Origin of the sequence: Mesorhizobium loti, assembly GCF_013170705.1 — a bacterium.
In the GTDB taxonomy this organism is placed as follows: Bacteria; Pseudomonadota; Alphaproteobacteria; order Rhizobiales; family Rhizobiaceae; genus Mesorhizobium; species Mesorhizobium loti_D.
On sequence record NZ_CP033334.1, the window covers coordinates 4,948,542 to 4,965,251 of the forward strand.

The window sequence follows — 16,710 nt, forward strand, 5'->3', positions numbered from 1 at the left end:
CCTTCTGGCATCTCACGCGGCTTCGCCGATCACGCCCGCATAGCCATTGGCCTCGAGGTCGAGCGCCAGCGACTTGTCACCGGACTTGATGACTTGGCCCTTGTAGAGCACGTGCACGCTGTCGGGCACGATGTGTTCGAGCAGGCGCTGATAATGGGTGATGACCAGGAAAGCCCGGTCCGGCGCGCGCAGCGCGTTGACGCCGTCGGAAACGATCTTCAGAGCATCGATGTCGAGGCCGGAATCGGTCTCGTCGAGCACGCACAGCTTCGGCTCCAAAAGCTTCATCTGCAGGATCTCGGCGCGCTTCTTCTCGCCGCCGGAGAAGCCGACATTGAGCGGCCGCTTCAGCATGGCCATGTCCATGCTGAGCGAGGCGGCGGCTTCCTTCACGCGCTTGAGGAATTCCGGGATCTTCAGCGGCTCCTCGCCGCGCGCCTTGCGCTGCTCGTTCATCGCCACTTTCAGGAATTCCATGGTCGCCACGCCCGGTATCTCCATCGGATACTGGAAAGCGAGGAAGATGCCCGAAGTCGCGCGTTCGGCCGGATCCATTTCGAGGATCGACTGGCCATTGTACAGGATGTCGCCTTCGGTCACCTCATAGTCCTCGCGGCCGGCGAGGATATAGGACAGTGTCGATTTGCCCGAGCCGTTCGGCCCCATGATCGCGGCGACCTCGCCGGCTTTCACCGTCAGGTTCAGGCCGCGGATGATTTCGGTGCCGTCATCGACGATGCGGGCGTGCAGGTTTCTGATTTCAAGCATTCTTTTGTTTCCTGAATATCTGTCCGGTCAGCCGACCGAGCCCTCGAGCGAGATGCCGATCAGCTTCTGCGCCTCGACGGCGAACTCCATCGGCAGTTGCTGGATGACGTCCTTGACGAAGCCGTTGACGATGAGCGCGATGGCTTCCTCTTCGGGAATGCCGCGCTGCATGACGTAGAACTTCTGGTCCTCGGAAATCTTGGACGTCGTCGCTTCGTGCTCGAACTGCGCCGTCGAGTTCTTGGCTTCCATGTACGGCACGGTGTGCGCGCCGCACTGGTCGCCGATCAGCAGGCTGTCACAATTGGTGAAGTTGCGGGCGTTGGTCGCCTTGCGGTGCGCGGAAACCTGGCCGCGATAGGTGTTCTGCGAGAAGCCGGCGGCAATGCCCTTGGAGATGATGCGGCTCGACGTGTTCTTGCCGAGATGGATCATCTTGGTGCCGCTGTCGACTTGCTGATAGCCGTTCGAGACGGCGATCGAATAGAACTCGCCGGAGGAATCGTCGCCGCGCAGAATGCAGCTCGGGTATTTCCAGGTGATCGCCGAACCGGTCTCGACCTGCGTCCACGAGATCTTCGAACGGTCGCCACGGCAATCGCCGCGCTTGGTGACGAAATTGTAGATGCCGCCCTTGCCCTCGGCGTCGCCGGGGTACCAGTTCTGCACCGTCGAATATTTGATCTCGGCATCGTCGAGCGCCACCAGTTCGACCACCGCGGCATGCAGCTGGTTCTCGTCGCGCTGCGGCGCCGTGCAGCCCTCGAGATAGGAGACGTAAGCCCCCTCCTCGGCGATGATCAGCGTGCGCTCGAACTGACCGGTGTTCTTCTCGTTCATGCGGAAATAGGTCGACAGCTCCATCGGGCAGCGCACGCCCTTGGGTACGAAGACGAACGAGCCGTCGGTGAAGACAGCTGAATTCAGCGTGGCGTAGAAATTATCAGATGTCGGCACGACCGAGCCGAGATATTTCTGGACCAGTTCGGGATGCTCGCGAATGGCTTCCGAGATCGAGCAGAAGATCACGCCGGCCTGCGCCAGCTCCTTCTTGAAGGTGGTGACGACGGAGACGGAATCGAACACCGCGTCGACGGCGACACGGCCCGACTTGTAGACATTGTCGCTGGGCTCCTCGAGATCGGAGGCATCGGTCTTCTGCACGCCGGCGAGGATTTCCTGTTCCCGTAGCGGAATGCCGAGCTTCTCGTAGACCTTCAGGAGCTCTGGATCGACATCGCTGAGCGACGACGGGCCGGGCGTGCTCTTGGGCGCAGCGTAATAATAGACGTCCTGGAAATCGATCTTCGGATAGTGGACGCGCGCCCAGGTCGGCTCTTCCAGCGTCAGCCAGCGCCGATAGGCTTCCAGGCGCCATTCCAGCATCCAGGACGGCTCGTCCTTCTTGGCCGAAATGAAACGGATGATGTCTTCGCTCAGGCCCTTGGGGGCCTTGTCGACAGCGATCTCGGTCTGGAATCCGTATTTGTATTGGTCGACGTCGATCTTTCGGACCCGATCGATCGTGTCCTGCACAGCAGGCATATGCGTTCTCCATCCACGCCGGGGTCAAGGCCCGACAGTTTTCAAACTATGGCACCGCCGAAATGAACGCCCAAGAAGCGCTCGCGGCAGCGTAAGTTCCATATAGTGCGCCTCGACCGGAAATTCACCCGGCCAGCATGAAACGCACGGCTCTACCAGGCCGAAAGGCCCAAAATCGTCCAACCGCTCAAGCGGCCTTTTCCTTACCCGCCCTACGAGCGGCAATACCCGCCAGCGCACTGCGGAACAGTTCGACGTCCTCGGCACCCGTCGCCGGGCCAATAGACACACGCAGGGCGCCGAGACTATCGCCGTAGCCCATGGCCTTCAGCACATGGCTCGGTCCGACCTTGCCCGACGAACAGGCTGAGCCGGCCGACAGCGCAACGCCGGCGAGATCAAAGGCGATCTGCGCGGTTTCGGCCTTGACGCCCGCAATAGCGAAGAATGTCGTGTTGGCAAGCCTTGGCGCGCCGGTTCCAAAGATTTCCGCGTCCGGGACCAGCATTTTGACGATTGCCTCGATCTCGTCACGACGCTCGCGCACCATATCGATCGTCGGCAGTCCGGCCACGGCCTCGCATGCGGCGGCGCCAAAGCCTGATATGGCGGCGAGGTTTTCCGTGCCCCCGCGATGGCCCTTTTCCTGGCCACCGCCATTGATCAGGGGCTTCGGCATCATCAGATCGGCGGCAGCAACAATGGCGCCGACGCCCTTGGGGCCGCCAATCTTGTGCGAAGACAGAATCAGATAATCGGCGTAACCCGCTGACATATCGATGGAAACGCGGCCGGTGGCCTGAACCGCGTCGACAACCAGAATGCCGCCTGCGGCTTTGACAATCGCCGCGATCCGATCTATCGGCTGGATGACGCCGGTCTCGTTGTTGGCGGCATGGATCGCCACCAGCGGCAGGCCATCGGCCTTGTCATGACCGGAAAGCGCCGTCGCCAAGGCCGCAAGATCGGCAATGCCATCGGCGTCGACGCCGATGCGCGTCATTTGCGCCGCCGGAAAGCGCCCGCCATTCAACAGACAGGGATGATCGGCCTCGCAGACGTAAAGCCGGCTCATGCGCACGCTGCCGCGCCCCATCCGCCAATCGGGGGAGAGCAGCGTCGAGGCCGCCTCCGTCGCGCCGGAGGTGAACACGACATGTTCGGGCCTGGCATTCACCAATGCCGCGACCTCGCGCCTTGCCGTCTCGATCAAGCGCCGCGCGGCCCGGCCCTCGGCGTGAACAGACGAAGGGTTGGCCGCCACATCAAGTGCCGCGACCATGGCCTCGCGCGCCGCTGCAAGCAGCGGCGCACTGGCATTGTAGTCGAGATAGGCACGTTTTGCGGCCATTTTCGTCCAGTTGATCCCGTCAGAGGCCATTCGGTCGTCGTATGGCGTTATTTCCTTGAAATTCCAAGGCGAGCCGTCCTATTTACGCGGCTTGCGGCGCGGGTGGCCGGGCTCGACGTCTGGCCACTCAGTTTTGAATAGTTCTAAACTAGCTTCTAAGAAGACGCTCGCCCTGCGTCAAGGCCAGAGGAAGACACGTTCCCGGGCGCCGCGCATTCGTATTACCTAAGTGGAGTATTTCATGCCTGAGGTCATTTTCACCGGTCCGGCCGGTCGCCTGGAGGGACGCTACCAGCCCTCCAAGGAAAAGAGCGCGCCGATAGCCATCGTTCTGCATCCGCACCCGCAATTCGGCGGCACGATGAACAACAAGATCGTCTACGACCTCTTCTACATGTTCCAGAAGCGTGATTTCACCACGCTGCGCTTCAATTTCCGCGGCATCGGCCGCAGCCAGGGCGAGTTCGACCACGGCACCGGCGAATTGTCGGATGCGGCGGCCGCACTCGACTGGGTCCAGTCGTTGCACCCGGATTCCAAGAGCTGCTGGGTCGCCGGCTACTCCTTCGGCTCGTGGATCGGCATGCAGCTTTTGATGCGCCGTCCGGAGATCGAAGGCTTCATCTCGATCGCGCCGCAGCCCAACACCTATGACTTCTCGTTCCTGGCGCCCTGCCCGTCATCGGGCCTCATCATCCATGGCGATGCCGACAAGGTGGCGCCGCCGAAGGATGTGCAAGGCCTGGTCGACAAGTTGCACACGCAGAAGGGCATCACCATCACGCAAAAGACGCTGCCCGGTGCGAACCACTTTTTCGCCAACGACGCCGACCTGCTGATCGAGGAATGCGCCGACTATCTCGATCGCCGGCTGGCGGGCGAATTGTCCGATCCGCGGCCGAAGCGGCTGAGATAAACCGGGAAGGCGCCAGCGCCGATGTACGAGCCTCCTCATTTCCAGGAAACCCGACCCGATGTCCTGCACGGACTGATCCGGTCGCATCCGCTCGGCATGCTGATCTCGAACGGCCCTGACGGTCCGGTCGCCGACGCCATTCCGTTCCTGCTCGACGCCGGGGCGTCGCCGAACGGCAGGCTGCGCGCCCACCTGGCCAAGGCCAACCCGCACTGGAAACTTATTGTGGGAAACCCGTCATCACCGGTGCTGATCGTCTTCCAAGGCACCGACGCCTATGTGACGCCCTCCTGGTACGAGACCAAGCGCGAGACCGGCAAGGTGGTGCCGACCTGGAACTATGCCATCGTCCAGGTGCGCGGCACGGCAAAGGTGATCGACGACCAGGACTGGCTGGCACAGCAGATCGCCGACCTGACCATATCTCAGGAAGGCCCCCGCGAAGCCCCTTGGGCGGTGACCGATGCGCCGCCGCCCTTCATCCAGTCACAGATCAAGGGCATCATCGGACTGGAGATCGAGATCAGCGAGATCCATGGCAAGTGGAAGGTCAGCCAGAACCGTCCCGTCGCCGACCGCGCGGGCGTCGCGCAAGGGCTCGAAAGCGAAACGGCCAATTCGTCCGACATGGCTCGCCTGGTGAGATCCTACGGCGGACTGGACAGCAATTAGACCAATCCACCCTGCGATTTATCTTTCCGGAGCAACCAACCGGAACGATGCTTTGCGGACCGGCAATCCCGACTGCGTCGGCCGGAAGATGAAGCCGAGACGAGCAAACACCACCCCGCAGGCGAGCGCGAAGGCGCAGCCGAGGCCGAAGCCGGCGACCGTGTCGCTCGGATAGTGGGCGCCAACGAAGACCCGGGTCGAGGCGATGCAGGCCGTCACCGCAAGCGCCATATACCAGCGTCGCGGAAACAAGAGCAGAAGAACGCCGAACACCGCGCCCATCGTCGTGGCATGGCCGGACGGAAAGCCGGCGAAGCGTGCATCGAAAGCAAAGGGATGCAGGGCCAAGACACCAAAATCCTGGAAGTAGAGCGGGCGGGCCCGGCCGATCGCGTATTTCAGGACATTGACCGTCAGGCCGGACAGGCCGACGGCGCTCAGCACCAGGAAAGCCAGGCAGGTCCAGTTGTAGGCCAGCATCAATGATCGCCTCGAGAGACTTCGCCAATCGATCAGATTGGCCGCGACAAGCAAAAGCGCGGGCGGAATGAGATACCAGCCGCCGAGGCCGAACTGCGTGAAAAAGTCGGCCAGACGGACGAATCCCGGCGACCATTGATCACGGAGCATCCCCGCCGGGGTGTCGAGACGGACAAACGCGGCCGCCGTCAGCAGAACCCAGCCCAGGCCCCAGACCGACCATACTATGTTCGGGTATCTGGCGGGGCGGGCAGCAAAGCGCCCTCTCACGATCCGCATCGTGTCGAGAAAATTGTCGACCGACCGGCGCCCTGTCCCCAGGAGCCTGCCAGAAACGGGTGGGCGCGATTTCACGAGCATTGGGAAGTCGACCTCATCGCCGAAGTCATTGCGCGATACGATAAAGGCCGAGCGACAATTTGTCTCCCGACGAATAGTTGAGGCCGTCGATTTCGGCGACGCGGTTCACCGATTTGCCTCGCACCGACAGCATGCCATTCAGCTTCTGCTCATCCTCGATCGGCGCCAGCCCCAACGCGCAGCCCGGATCGGCAAGCAGATGTTCCGCCACCCCGCCAATATCGGTCAGCACCGTCTTGGTGCCGACCAGGAAGACCAGGCTCGGTTCCTGATAGCGCGCCGAGGCCAGCACCGTCGTGTCGCAAGCCTTGTTGGCAAGCACCGCCTGCCTGATCGCCGGGCTCAGCCATATCGGCTTCAGGGATGGAGCGATGACGCCGAACAGCAAGGCATAGGTGATGCCGGCACAGGCGGCGGTGGCTCCGATGCGAGGCAGCGGCACCTGCAACTGTCGCGAAAAACCCAGGTAGCCAGTGCCGAGCGCGGCAGCGGCGGCCGGAATGCTCCACCAGGAAAATGTGTGGGTGAGATAGATCGGCGCTCCCATACAAACCGCCGCCAGACCAAGGCTGACCACGGCCAGACCGAATGCGGTCGACCACCACAGCCATTGCTGCCAGCGCCTGAGCGGTGCATTGGCATCCTGCGGCTGCAGCGTCAGCAGCCAGCCGATCAGCAGCGCCATGCCGGGATATGCCGGCAGGACATAGTGCGGCAGCTTCGTCGGAATGAGCTCGAATACGAGCCAGAAAGGGATGTACCAGGCGAGGCAGAAGCGCAGCCTGGGATCGTCGCGCAGACGGTTGAGGGCCTGGAGGCCGGCGCTGACCGCGATCAAGCCGAAGGGCCACATGAACAGCGAATAGGTCAGCATGTAAAAGCCCGGCGGCAGGCCGTGCGATTCCTCGCCCGACGCGACCTTGCCAAGCATGTCCTTGCCGACAGCCTGCTGCAGGAAAGCACCATGGCTTTTCCAGGTGATCGCGGCGAGCCAGGGCAGCGCAATCACCACGACCAGCAACAGGCCGCGTCCAATCCTGAGTTTCGACAGCCAGCGCCCATCGCGCTCGAAGGCGAACAGCACCGCGATGGTCAGCGCCGACAGCAACGGCGCAATCGGCCCCTTGATGAGGATCGCCGCCCCTTGCGCGATCCAGAATATCCACCAGAGGTGGCCGGCGACCGGTTCGTTGCGGCGCGCTGACAGGTAGATCTGCGCCAGTGCGCCTTGCGCCGCCACACAGCAGGCAAGCAGCATCGCATCGGTCTTGGCATCGCGGCCCTCGAAGGCCGTGGCGAAGATCGCCGCCATCACCAGGCCGGCGGCGAGGCCGGCATTGGCGCCGAAAAGATTGGTCCCTGTCCAGGCGATCGCCAGCACCGCAATGGCAATGCCGAGCGCCGAGACCGTGCGGTAGACCCAGATCGGCGCTTCGGCCCCCTTGCCGCTCAAGGTCACGGCGGCAGATTGCAGCCAATAAATACCGATCGGCTTCTGGTAGCGCGAGGCGTCCTGGAAGCGGATGTCGACATAGTCGCCGCTCTCCGCCATCTGCTTGGTGGCCTGGACGAAGCGCGACTCGTCCCGGTCGATCGGCGGCAGGGACGCCAGCCCCGAAACCGTCATCACCAGGCTGAACAGGAAGAGAAAAATGTAGTTCCTGTTCAACGCCATGCTCGAGCCTCTCTGGTCATTTCTTGATGGGACAGGCCGCTCAATCGACCTTGGTCATCGCCGCCTTGCGCTCATTGGCGATCAGCCAGAGATTCCTGATGTAGATGAACATGCCCATGGCCTGGCCGGCGATGAACACCGGATCCTGGCGCTGGATGGCATAGATCAGAAGCAGGCCGCCGCCGAACAGGGAGAAGAACCAGAAGGCCACCGGCACCACGCTGCGCTTGGCCTTTTCCGAGGCGAGCCACTGCACGACGAAGCGCATGGTGAAGAAGAACTGGGCAATGAAGCCGAGCAGGACCCACGCATCGAATTGCTTGATGAAAACCTGGTGAAGCCACGTCGCCAGTTCCTGAAGCACGTTAAACACGCTTGATTTCCTCTACTTTTGGCATTCTGCGGCGCCTGCGGCGCAGCCACCAGACACCGCCGAGATCGAGCGCGCCCTGCAGGCCACGGTCGAAAATGCCGTAGTTCGACTTGCCGTGCCGCCGCGAGCGGTCGACGACGTCGCAATGCACGACGCGATAGCCCTCCTGGATGACCAGGGCCGGAACGAAGCGGTGCGTGCCGTCGAAAAACGGCAGCTTGCGCAGGATATCGGTGTGTACAGCCTTCAGGCCGCAGCCGGTATCGCGCGTCTCATCATGCAATATGGCGTTTCTCAGCCAGTTGGCGAAGCGCGACGCCAGCTGCTTGACCTTGCTGTCGCGGCGCTTGAGGCGCTGCCCCTGGGCGGCGCCGAAATCGGGGCCGGCCCGCCGCAAGGCGTCCACCAGCACGGGGATGTATTGCGGATCGTTCTGGCCGTCACCGTCGATCGTGGCAACGATGCCGCCGCGCGCCGCCCAGGCGCCCGAACGCACGGAGAGGCTCTGGCCGGCGGATTTCTGGTGCCGCAATTCCCGTACCGGAAAGGAGCGAAGGGCCGCCTGCTCGGTCAGCACGGCAGCCGTCTCGTCGGTCGAGCCGTCGTTGACGATGATCAGTTCGAAGTCGCGCCCGGCCATCGCCGTCTCGATCTCGTCGATCAGCAGCGGCAGGTTTGCCGCCTCGTTCCTGCAAGGAATGACGATGGATATCAATGCGTCCGGCATGTCGCGTCGGGGCTCTGTCGTCGGATATGGCATTCCTGGATGCCGTGCGGTGCCGCTCGAGGTCGTGGGCTGCAAGAACCTTTGGCGCGGCGCCTCATTACGCCAGCCGAAACGATGAAGCAAGCATTGGTGCCGGACGGCGCGACGCGCCGTTTCAACAACCGGTGATCATCAGGACATCTTGTGGTCCTTCGGGCGCAGGCGAGCGGATGCAAAACCGGATTCCACTTTTGCTGATCGCGAACTCCTGGTTGCCGCGCGATCGAACGCAAAACCGGATTCCACTTTTGCTGATCGCGCTTGGATGCTAAACGCGCCCGTTCACATACGCCCGCGCCGGACCGGGCGGACGCTTTCGGGAAAGAAACCATGCCTGCCTTCAAATCCGATTTCCTGCGCACGATGAGCGAGCGCGGCTTCATCCACCAGATTTCGGATGAGACCGGCCTCGACCAACTTTTCGCCAAGGAAACGGTCACCGCCTATGTCGGCTACGACGCCACCGCCACCAGCCTGCATATCGGCAATTTGATCTCCGCGACCATGCTCTACTGGCTGCAGGAGACGGGGCACCGGCCGATCGCTCTGATGGGCGGCGGCACGTCGATGATCGGCGACCCGTCCTTCCGTGACGACCAGCGCAGCCTTTTGACACCCGAGGCGATCGCCACCAACATCGAGGGCATCAAGCGCATCTTCGGCCGCATCCTGCGTTTCGGCGACGGCCCGAACGACGCCATAATGGTCAACAATGCGGACTGGCTGATGAAACTCAACTATGTCGAGTTCCTGCGCGACGTCGGCCGGCATTTTTCCGTCAACCGCATGCTGACCTTCGACAGCGTCAAGCTTCGGCTCGACCGCGAGCAGTCGCTGTCGTTCCTCGAATTCAACTACATGATCCTGCAGGGCTATGATTTCGTCGAACTCGCCCGGCGCCAGAACTGCCGCCTGCAGATGGGCGGTTCAGACCAGTGGGGCAACATCATCAACGGCGTCGATCTCGGCCATCGCATGGGCACGCCGCAGCTTTACGCTTTGACCACGCCGCTGCTTACGACATCGTCGGGCGCCAAGATGGGTAAATCGGCGAAGGGAGCGGTCTGGCTCAATGGCGACCTCTTCTCGCCATATGATTTCTGGCAGTACTGGCGCAACACCGAGGACGCCGACGTCGAGCGCTTCCTGAAGATATTCACCCGCCTGCCCCTCGATGAGATCGCGCGCCTGGCGGCGCTCGGCGGCTCCGAGATCAACGAGGCCAAGAAGGTGCTGGCCACGGAGACGACGGCGATCGTCCATGGCCGCGAAGCGGCGCAGCTGGCCGAGGAAACCGCGCGAAAAACCTTCGAAGAAGGGGCGCTTGCCGACACATTGCCGACCGTCAAGGCCGACAAGGCAGCGCTGGAGGCAGGCGTCGGCATCCTGTCGCTGCTGGTCACGGCCGGGCTGGCATCGTCCAATGGCGAAGCGCGCAGGCACATCCAGGGCGGTGCGGTTCGCATCAACGACCAAACGGTCAGCGATGATCGCCGCATGGTCACGCTTCAGGATCTGAGTCCGGAAAACGTCGTAAAGCTTTCACTCGGCAAGAAAAAACACGTTCTGGTGCGGCCAGGCTGAGGCCGCCTGCAGCCGTTCACCATTTCACGGAATCCCAGGGGAAAGCGCCAAGCGCTTTTCCCGGAAAAAATCCGTTTCACACTTTTCCTGGAATTGTTCTAGCGATACTCGAAGATCGACCGGAAGATGCCCGGCGCGATCACCGACAGCGGGTTGACGTCGAGCACCGGCTTGTTGGCATTGCCCCTGAGCCGGTAGGTGACGCCGATCAGGCCGCGATCGCGGCCGTTGCCGAGAAGCGCGCCGACGATGGGCAGTTCGCCGAAGATGCGGTTGAGGCCATAGACCGGCATGAAGGTGCCGGTCATGTCCATATTGTTGTTCTGGTCGTAGAGGATGCCCTGGAACGTCGTGCCGATGCGGGGGCCGCGCAGCACGCCATTGGCCAGCTTCAGATAACCGCTGCCTTTCTCGATCTCGGCATAGCCGCGCTCGAACTTCACCCGCGACGTATCGAGATTGCCCTTGACCGCCTGGTTGAGGCTGCGGTTGTCCCCGGCCGGCGTGGTCGAGACGATAGAGGCCAGTTTCGGTTCATTGACGATGAAGAAGTTGCTGGTGTCGACCTTGCCCCTCATCGGTCCGTCGCCCGCTCCCGCCAGCGCCAGGGTGATCGACCCACCTTCCATATGCTCGTATATGTTGAGAAATCTCAGGATAGCGCCGGCATCCGCCGACTGCACGTTGAGCGAGCGCCGACCGTCGCCGGCAGTGTTGCTGACTGCTATGGCCGCGCCAGAACTGGCCGTGGCGCTGACCTTCAGGCCGTTCACCCTTGAACCGGCCGCGCTGTAGTCCAGCTTCAGGTTGGACAGTTGTTCGTCGTGGAAACCGGTAAGCTGCCCGACGTCGGCGCTGACGGAAATGTTGTCTGTCCCCGTGGTCTTGGTTGCGGTGTCCACATCCGACATGAACTGCTTGATGAGCGATCGGGCGTCGAGCGCATTGCCATTGATGTCGACCGCGTAGCCCTTGCCCGACCGCTTCACCGAAATCGCGACATCGTCACCCCTGTTCAAGGTGACCTTGCTGAATTTTGCCGACGACAGGGCGCCGTTGACCAGCACGATGCCGCCGTCGATGGAGAATGTTTTGCCATCGAGGTTGAAATCGGACAGTGTCGTGGTGTCACCGGACTTGGTCATGACGAAGGTGACACTGGCCGGGACCCCTGCCCCCTTGCTCCAGCCGGCCCAGGGAATGTCCAGCCTGGCATTGGTCAGGTCGGCCGACACATTCTGATTGCCGCTGCCGCTCTTGTCGATCGCGACTTTCACCGTTCCGCCCAGCATCGGCGTCAGGCCGGGCATGGCGGCGGCGCGGATCTTGTCGTCAAGCACCAGGGCCACCTTGCGGCTGCGCGGCGGCCCGTCATCCGCCAACGGTTCGACGAGGTCGAGTTCGGCAGGAATGTTGTTCAGCGACGCCTTGGCGGAAATCACCGCCTTTACAGGGTCGACCGTGATCGAGCCGTCGGCATCGGTGACGGTCTGTCCCTCGAACGGCTTGGCCAGCGACAGGCCGGTGTAGTCGAGGGACACCAGCCAGTCGAGCTTCGAGGTGTCGACGCCGGACTGCAACGGAATGTCGGCCCTGACATGGCCGGTAACGCTGCCGGACAGGTCCTCCGGCAGGAAGCCGACATGGCGCATGGCGTTGATCGGTTCGTATGAGGCGAGTTCCGCGACAGCCGACGCCTCTCCCTCCACGTCAATGTCGAGTGCGCCGATGACCGGCGGGTGGTTCGCCGCCTTGACCGACAGTGTGCCGTTGCTGGCCGCCACGGTGCGGCCGCTGGGCATGAAGACGGTGCCCGATGAGAGCGAAATGTCGACGTCGTTGCCGTGGAAGGCGACGACGCCGACCGCGTCGCGTATCGGCGGAATGCGGCCTGCCGTGTCGAAGCGAGCCCCCTCGATCTGGAAGCGGCCGAACACTTCGTCGGCCGAAAGCGGAACGCCGTTGCCGAGGCGATCCGGCACGACCTGGAACTGAAGATTGGCATCGACGACGCGGCCGCCGAATAGATTGTCCAGCACCCAGAGCCGCGCGTTGCGCGCCGAGAACCACGGCCACAACTGCTTGACGTGCGAGACCAGCATGTCATGGACGTTGAGCGCAAGATTGACACCGGGAGCCTTGCCGTCAACGAATTCAACGGCCGCGGTGCCAAGCACCTCGCCGGAAGCGTCGGATCGAACCGCGATCTGCTCGGCCACCAGCTTATGGCTCTTGGTCTGATAGACGCCGGCAATGCGGGCGATGAATGGCAGCGCGGGCTCGGGCGATTCCGATGGCGCCAAGGTCGAACCGTCGCTGGTCAGGTCATAACGATAGGAGGGTTCCTCGCCCGCCTCCCCTGTCGCCGGCTTTGGCCCTATAGAGCCGCCGAAATTGAAAGAAGACCGGCCGGTTTTCAGAAGCAGCCTGTCGACCTGGATCTTGTTGCTGCCATGGACAAGCGTGGCATCGACATCGAAATCGGCCGGCAGCAGGCCGCGCGTGCCAAGATCAAGCACGGACCCGGCGGACGAGATGGCGGCTGTCAGCCGCGATGCATTCGCGCCGGATCCTTCAGAGCCGGTCAGCTTCAATGCGACCGCACCCAGCTTCCCGGCACCGGCCGCGGTGTTGTCGGCAGCCGCCAGGTCGATGTTCGCGGTCAGCGCCGTCACGCGGTGCGCCGCGATATCACGGGTGGCGGAAGCGGCAAGGGTAACCTTTCTGCCGTCGACATTCGCCTCGGAGGAAAACTCCATACCGCCCGGGCCCGACTGCACGACGGTGGCGTCGGTGATCGTGACCAGCTTGATCGCCCCGGTTTCGGGCAACACGAATTCGACATTGCTGAGATCGATCCGGCGCAGCGAATCTTCCCGCACGGCGTCGAGCGCCTGATGGATGTTGCCGAACACCGCGTCGGACAGTTTCTCGGGATCGACGAGGCCATCCTCATTGCGCAAGCCGGCTGTCCAGTCACCGCCCGACGGCATCGCGGCCGTGACGATGCGCGCGTCGGAGATCCTGGCGCTGGTCAGCCGCACCTCCCCCCACAGCAGTGGTATCAGGCGCATGCCGAAGCGAACACGGCCGGCATCCGCCATCGGCTTGCCATCCGATGTCTTCAGGCTGACGTCGCTGACCTGAAGCGCGACGAAGCTCGAACTGTCGAGCGTGATGCGCGCCGGCCCGACAGCGACATGGACATCGACGCCGGCAAGTCTCTCGATGGCGATCTCGGCTTCCGCCCGAAGCCGCTCGGAGCCGATGCCGGACGCCCCGACCAGATAGACGACGACCGCTGCCAGCAGCACGAGGCTGACAACGCCGGCGAACACGCGCGAAAGGATGCGGAAGCCGCGGCCGATCGACGCCTGACCGAGCGGCGGCACGCGGCACGCGGACGGCAAAGCCCCCAGGTCGGTGATTTCATCCCGCCTGAACCTGATCTTCTCGTGCTGCGGTTGCTCCTGATCCACGCCATCTTCCGTTGTACAAATTCGCTCGTGGACGAATCCCCGCTCGACACTATATCGGTGTGGCTTCGCGCGTAACCTCAAACAAGGGCATCGATATGGCTGACCTCGACGTGGGCGATCTTGCGCCGCAATTCGACCTGCCGCGAGATGGCGGCGGTTCGCTCAACCTGGCCGCATCGGCCGGCAAACCCGTGGTGCTCTACTTCTATCCGCAGGACGACACCACAAGCTGCACGCAGGAGGCGATCAGCTTTTCACAGCTGAAGCCGGACTTCGAGAAGGCCGGTGCCGTCGTGATCGGCCTGTCGCCCGATCCCGTCAAGAAGCATGACAAGTTCAAGTCGAAATACAATCTCACCATCGATCTCGCCGCCGACGAGGAACGCAAGGTGATCGAAGCCTACCATCTCTGGGTCGAGAAATCGATGTATGGCCGCAAATACATGGGCGTCGAGCGCGCGACGTTCCTCATCGGCCGCGACGGGCGGATCGCCAGGATCTGGCGCAAGGTCCGGGTCAAGGGCCATGCCGAGGAAGTGCTGGAAGCCGTTCGCGCGCTTTGAACGCGCGATGGCAGGTTCACACGAGCCGACCTTACTCGTCTGACGCCTCCGCCTTCGGCTGCCGCCGCGCCCGCCAGGATTTCGCAACATGGTTCGCATGATCGGCCAGCGCGGCGAGATGGCCGCGCAGACCACGCGCGCCCATCATCGACCACAGCGTGACTGATTCAGTGGCGAAGCGGCGCTTGAAATCCTCGCCGCCGCAGAGAAAATCAACCTTGGCCAAGCCACGGTCGAGCGACCACTGGATGTAGTCCATCATCAGTACCATGCCCGGTGAGGCGCGCTCGTATTCGGGATCGTAGGTGGTGACGAAAGCCATCATCGTGCCATGCTGCTCGAAATTGATGGAGACGGCGATGATCGTGCCGTTAAGCTCCAGCACGAAGATGCGCAACAGCCCGAGTTTGGCCAGCACGGAAACAAGCGCGGCAAGAACGGGCGAGCCCTCGTCGAACAGGTCCGAGACGCGGCCATGCCGGGCAAGCCAGAGGCGCTTGAGCGCAGCAACCCGCGCGAGCACGGGCTCGCGCGGCTCGTCCGCATCCAGCAGGCGGAAACGCAATTCGCCGCCTTCCTCCATGAACTTGCGGCCACGGCGGTAGTTCTGCCGGGCCTTCTTGGACAGTGTCTCGAACCATTTCGCCCCACCCTGCCAGGGACCGGCGACGCGATAGCTGATTTCACTGCGGTGGTTGGGCCGTAGTGCCTTGCCATGGCGCGAGGCCGGGTCCAGCAGAGCACCAACACCGGCATCCGGCAGCAGACGGTTGAGATAGACCAGGTCGAAGCCACCCTGATCAAGGACGTACTGCCAGAGCCGGGAGAGCGCCTGCGGATTACAGTCCGGGGCCAGCAGCGCGTCGCCATAGTCACTGTGATCCTTCGCCGCCCATTCGAGCATGCGGATCCCGGAGCGCTTGAAAGTGGCGAGCGCAATCACGCCATCGAGCCGGTCGCCGTTCCAGGCCAGCCCGATCCTGAGCGTGCGCAGTTCCTGCTGCGGGGTCGTGCGCCACCAGGCCGCGATCCATTCCGGGTGCTGGAAGACCAGCCCGTCGACGCGCCGCCAAAGTGCGCTCCAGGCCGGCGTGATCTCGGCCAGCCGCTCCGCCGATGTCACGACTTCGAAGGTGCGTGTCCGCGGGATGGCGAGCACGAAAGGAGCGTTCATGGCCGTGTTCCCTCAGATGACCGTGAGGTCCTTGGTTTTCCAGGCCGCATGCGCCTGGCGATATGCCTCCACATCCGCTTCAGCGGCATGAGATAGAGGCCGGCGAGTGACTGATAATCGCGCACATCGCGGTCGATCAGTCCGAACTTGAAGTCCTCGTCGGGCTTCGGCACGCACAATGTTCCGAACAGCCGGTCCCAGAACGAGAACAGCAGGCCGAAATTCTTGTCGTAATGGCGTGGATCGGTGCTGTGATGCAACTGGTGCCAATGAGGACACAGGATCACATTGTTGAGCGGGCCGAACGAGATCTTGAAATGCGTGTGCCTGACGAAATCCATCATCAGGATGTTGCGCATGACATAGACGTTAACGCCAAAGACGGTCAGTTCGACAAGGTTAAGCGAAATCAACGACCAGATGCCGAAGCAGACGCCGACGATGAGGCCATCCCAGGCCCGATTCATCAGCTCGTCGAGCGGATGGACCCGATCCTTGGTGATCCCGACCATCACCTCGGCCGAGTGATGCACCTTGTGCAACTCCCAAAGCAGCGGATAGCGATGCTGGGCAACGTGATAGAGATAGTAGGAAATATCGTAGGCGAGCAGCATGGTGATGGTGAAGACCAGCACCGTCACCGGCCCCGCCGGCCCCTCGATCAGGGGCGGCTGGAACTGGAAGAGTGTCGAAAACAGCCAGTTGGTCGCGTAGCCAACCGCGGTGACGAAGACAATGCCGGCAGGCAGCATCAGGAAGGGCATCAGGGCCTTCTTCGTTACCCAGAACAGCAGATCGGCCTTCGCCGAGGGATGGGTGATGGCCTCGTGCGGGATGGCGAACTCGAAAAACTCCTTCCAGCTCTTAGTCTCGACCGTGCGCCAATAGGCCACGAGCGCGCTGACAAAGGCAGTCAGCAGCAAAAGCCCCGTCGCCAGCAGACCAGTGCCCGAAATCTTGTCGAGGATCTTGCCAACCAGATCGCTCAGCATTCCCATAACCAT

14 protein-coding genes are annotated in these 16,710 nt (G+C 62.6%); 4 read left to right on the forward strand and 10 right to left on the reverse strand.

Annotated features, from left to right (window positions below; genetic code table 11):
* Positions 1-12 precede the first annotated feature (12 nt).
* The 3 genes from sufC to EB815_RS24295 form a co-directional block, all read right to left on the reverse strand.
* A complete protein-coding gene (gene sufC, locus EB815_RS24285) occupies positions 13-768 on the reverse strand; it encodes a Fe-S cluster assembly ATPase SufC (protein ID WP_056562278.1) in 756 nt (251 codons plus the stop codon).
* A 27-nt stretch (positions 769-795) separates the two neighbouring features.
* Positions 796-2,313, reverse strand: a complete 1,518-nt coding sequence (sufB, locus tag EB815_RS24290) for a Fe-S cluster assembly protein SufB (RefSeq protein ID WP_056562281.1) — start codon at positions 2,311-2,313, stop codon at positions 796-798.
* A 187-nt stretch (positions 2,314-2,500) separates the two neighbouring features.
* Positions 2,501-3,664: a cysteine desulfurase family protein gene (locus tag EB815_RS24295; protein WP_056565411.1), complete on the reverse strand. Its 1,164-nt coding sequence runs from the start codon at positions 3,662-3,664 to the stop codon at positions 2,501-2,503.
* Positions 3,665-3,905: 241 nt separating this feature from the next.
* Here EB815_RS24295 and EB815_RS24300 point away from each other — a divergent pair, with 241 nt between their 5' ends.
* Together EB815_RS24300 and EB815_RS24305 are read left to right on the forward strand one after the other, a co-directional pair.
* Positions 3,906-4,580: an alpha/beta hydrolase gene (locus EB815_RS24300; protein ID WP_027042409.1), complete on the forward strand. Its 675-nt coding sequence runs from the start codon at positions 3,906-3,908 to the stop codon at positions 4,578-4,580.
* Between the two features lie 21 nt (positions 4,581-4,601).
* The gene (locus EB815_RS24305) at positions 4,602-5,252 is read left to right on the forward strand and encodes an FMN-binding negative transcriptional regulator (RefSeq protein ID WP_056562284.1); all 651 of its coding nucleotides are present in this window, start codon (positions 4,602-4,604) and stop codon (positions 5,250-5,252) included.
* A gap of 18 nt (positions 5,253-5,270) precedes the next feature.
* On the opposite strand, the gene EB815_RS24310 is transcribed toward EB815_RS24305, so the two are convergent.
* From EB815_RS24310 to EB815_RS24325, 4 genes are all read right to left on the reverse strand, one after another.
* A complete protein-coding gene (locus EB815_RS24310) occupies positions 5,271-6,011 on the reverse strand; it encodes a phosphatase PAP2 family protein (RefSeq protein ID WP_244493925.1) in 741 nt (246 codons plus the stop codon).
* 106 nt (positions 6,012-6,117) lie between these two features.
* Positions 6,118-7,767, reverse strand: coding sequence for an ArnT family glycosyltransferase (locus EB815_RS24315; protein WP_056562290.1), 1,650 nt, complete (start codon positions 7,765-7,767; stop codon positions 6,118-6,120).
* Positions 7,768-7,807: 40 nt separating this feature from the next.
* Entirely contained in the window at positions 7,808-8,140 is a 333-nt protein-coding gene (locus tag EB815_RS24320) for a lipid-A-disaccharide synthase N-terminal domain-containing protein (RefSeq protein ID WP_056562293.1), read from the reverse strand.
* Positions 8,133-8,867: a glycosyltransferase family 2 protein gene (locus EB815_RS24325; RefSeq protein WP_056562295.1), complete on the reverse strand. Its 735-nt coding sequence runs from the start codon at positions 8,865-8,867 to the stop codon at positions 8,133-8,135. Before EB815_RS24325 ends, EB815_RS24320 begins: the two co-directional genes overlap by 8 nt.
* A gap of 369 nt (positions 8,868-9,236) precedes the next feature.
* On the opposite strand from EB815_RS24325, the gene tyrS reads away from it, so the two are divergent.
* Positions 9,237-10,490, forward strand: a complete 1,254-nt coding sequence (gene tyrS, locus EB815_RS24330; RefSeq protein WP_056562298.1) for a tyrosine--tRNA ligase — start codon at positions 9,237-9,239, stop codon at positions 10,488-10,490.
* A gap of 98 nt (positions 10,491-10,588) precedes the next feature.
* On the opposite strand, the gene EB815_RS24335 is transcribed toward tyrS, so the two are convergent.
* The gene (locus EB815_RS24335) at positions 10,589-13,969 is read right to left on the reverse strand and encodes a DUF3971 domain-containing protein (protein ID WP_065005067.1); all 3,381 of its coding nucleotides are present in this window, start codon (positions 13,967-13,969) and stop codon (positions 10,589-10,591) included.
* 95 nt (positions 13,970-14,064) lie between these two features.
* Between EB815_RS24335 and EB815_RS24340 the strand changes: the two genes are divergently transcribed.
* Positions 14,065-14,532 (forward strand): peroxiredoxin, encoded by a 468-nt coding sequence (locus tag EB815_RS24340; protein WP_056565414.1) that lies wholly within the window; start codon positions 14,065-14,067, stop codon positions 14,530-14,532.
* Positions 14,533-14,563: 31 nt separating this feature from the next.
* Here the strand turns inward: EB815_RS24340 and EB815_RS24345 are convergent, their stop codons facing one another.
* Together EB815_RS24345 and EB815_RS24350 are read right to left on the reverse strand one after the other, a co-directional pair.
* The gene (locus tag EB815_RS24345; RefSeq protein WP_056562303.1) at positions 14,564-15,706 is read right to left on the reverse strand and encodes a GNAT family N-acetyltransferase; all 1,143 of its coding nucleotides are present in this window, start codon (positions 15,704-15,706) and stop codon (positions 14,564-14,566) included.
* Positions 15,703-16,698: a sterol desaturase family protein gene (locus tag EB815_RS24350; RefSeq protein WP_056562306.1), complete on the reverse strand. Its 996-nt coding sequence runs from the start codon at positions 16,696-16,698 to the stop codon at positions 15,703-15,705. The genes EB815_RS24345 and EB815_RS24350 overlap by 4 nt, the downstream gene beginning before the upstream one ends.
* Between the last annotated feature and the right edge of the window lie 12 nt (positions 16,699-16,710).

Excerpts from the sequence above, each read along its gene's own strand:
- sufC (WP_056562278.1), bottom strand. The coding sequence starts at position 768 with ATGCTTGAAATCAGAAACCTGCACGCCCGCATCGTCGATGACGGCACC.
- sufB (WP_056562281.1), bottom strand. The coding sequence starts at position 2,313 with ATGCCTGCTGTGCAGGACACGATCGATCGGGTCCGAAAGATCGACGTC.
- EB815_RS24295 (WP_056565411.1), bottom strand. The coding sequence starts at position 3,664 with ATGGCCGCAAAACGTGCCTATCTCGACTACAATGCCAGTGCGCCGCTG.
- EB815_RS24300 (WP_027042409.1), top strand. The coding sequence starts at position 3,906 with ATGCCTGAGGTCATTTTCACCGGTCCGGCCGGTCGCCTGGAGGGACGC.
- EB815_RS24305 (WP_056562284.1), top strand. The coding sequence starts at position 4,602 with ATGTACGAGCCTCCTCATTTCCAGGAAACCCGACCCGATGTCCTGCAC.
- EB815_RS24310 (WP_244493925.1), bottom strand. The coding sequence starts at position 6,011 with ATGCGGATCGTGAGAGGGCGCTTTGCTGCCCGCCCCGCCAGATACCCG.
- EB815_RS24315 (WP_056562290.1), bottom strand. The coding sequence starts at position 7,767 with ATGGCGTTGAACAGGAACTACATTTTTCTCTTCCTGTTCAGCCTGGTG.
- EB815_RS24325 (WP_056562295.1), bottom strand. The coding sequence starts at position 8,867 with ATGCCGGACGCATTGATATCCATCGTCATTCCTTGCAGGAACGAGGCG.
- tyrS (WP_056562298.1), top strand. The coding sequence starts at position 9,237 with ATGCCTGCCTTCAAATCCGATTTCCTGCGCACGATGAGCGAGCGCGGC.
- EB815_RS24340 (WP_056565414.1), top strand. The coding sequence starts at position 14,065 with ATGGCTGACCTCGACGTGGGCGATCTTGCGCCGCAATTCGACCTGCCG.
- EB815_RS24345 (WP_056562303.1), bottom strand. The coding sequence starts at position 15,706 with ATGAACGCTCCTTTCGTGCTCGCCATCCCGCGGACACGCACCTTCGAA.
- EB815_RS24350 (WP_056562306.1), bottom strand. The coding sequence starts at position 16,698 with ATGCTGAGCGATCTGGTTGGCAAGATCCTCGACAAGATTTCGGGCACT.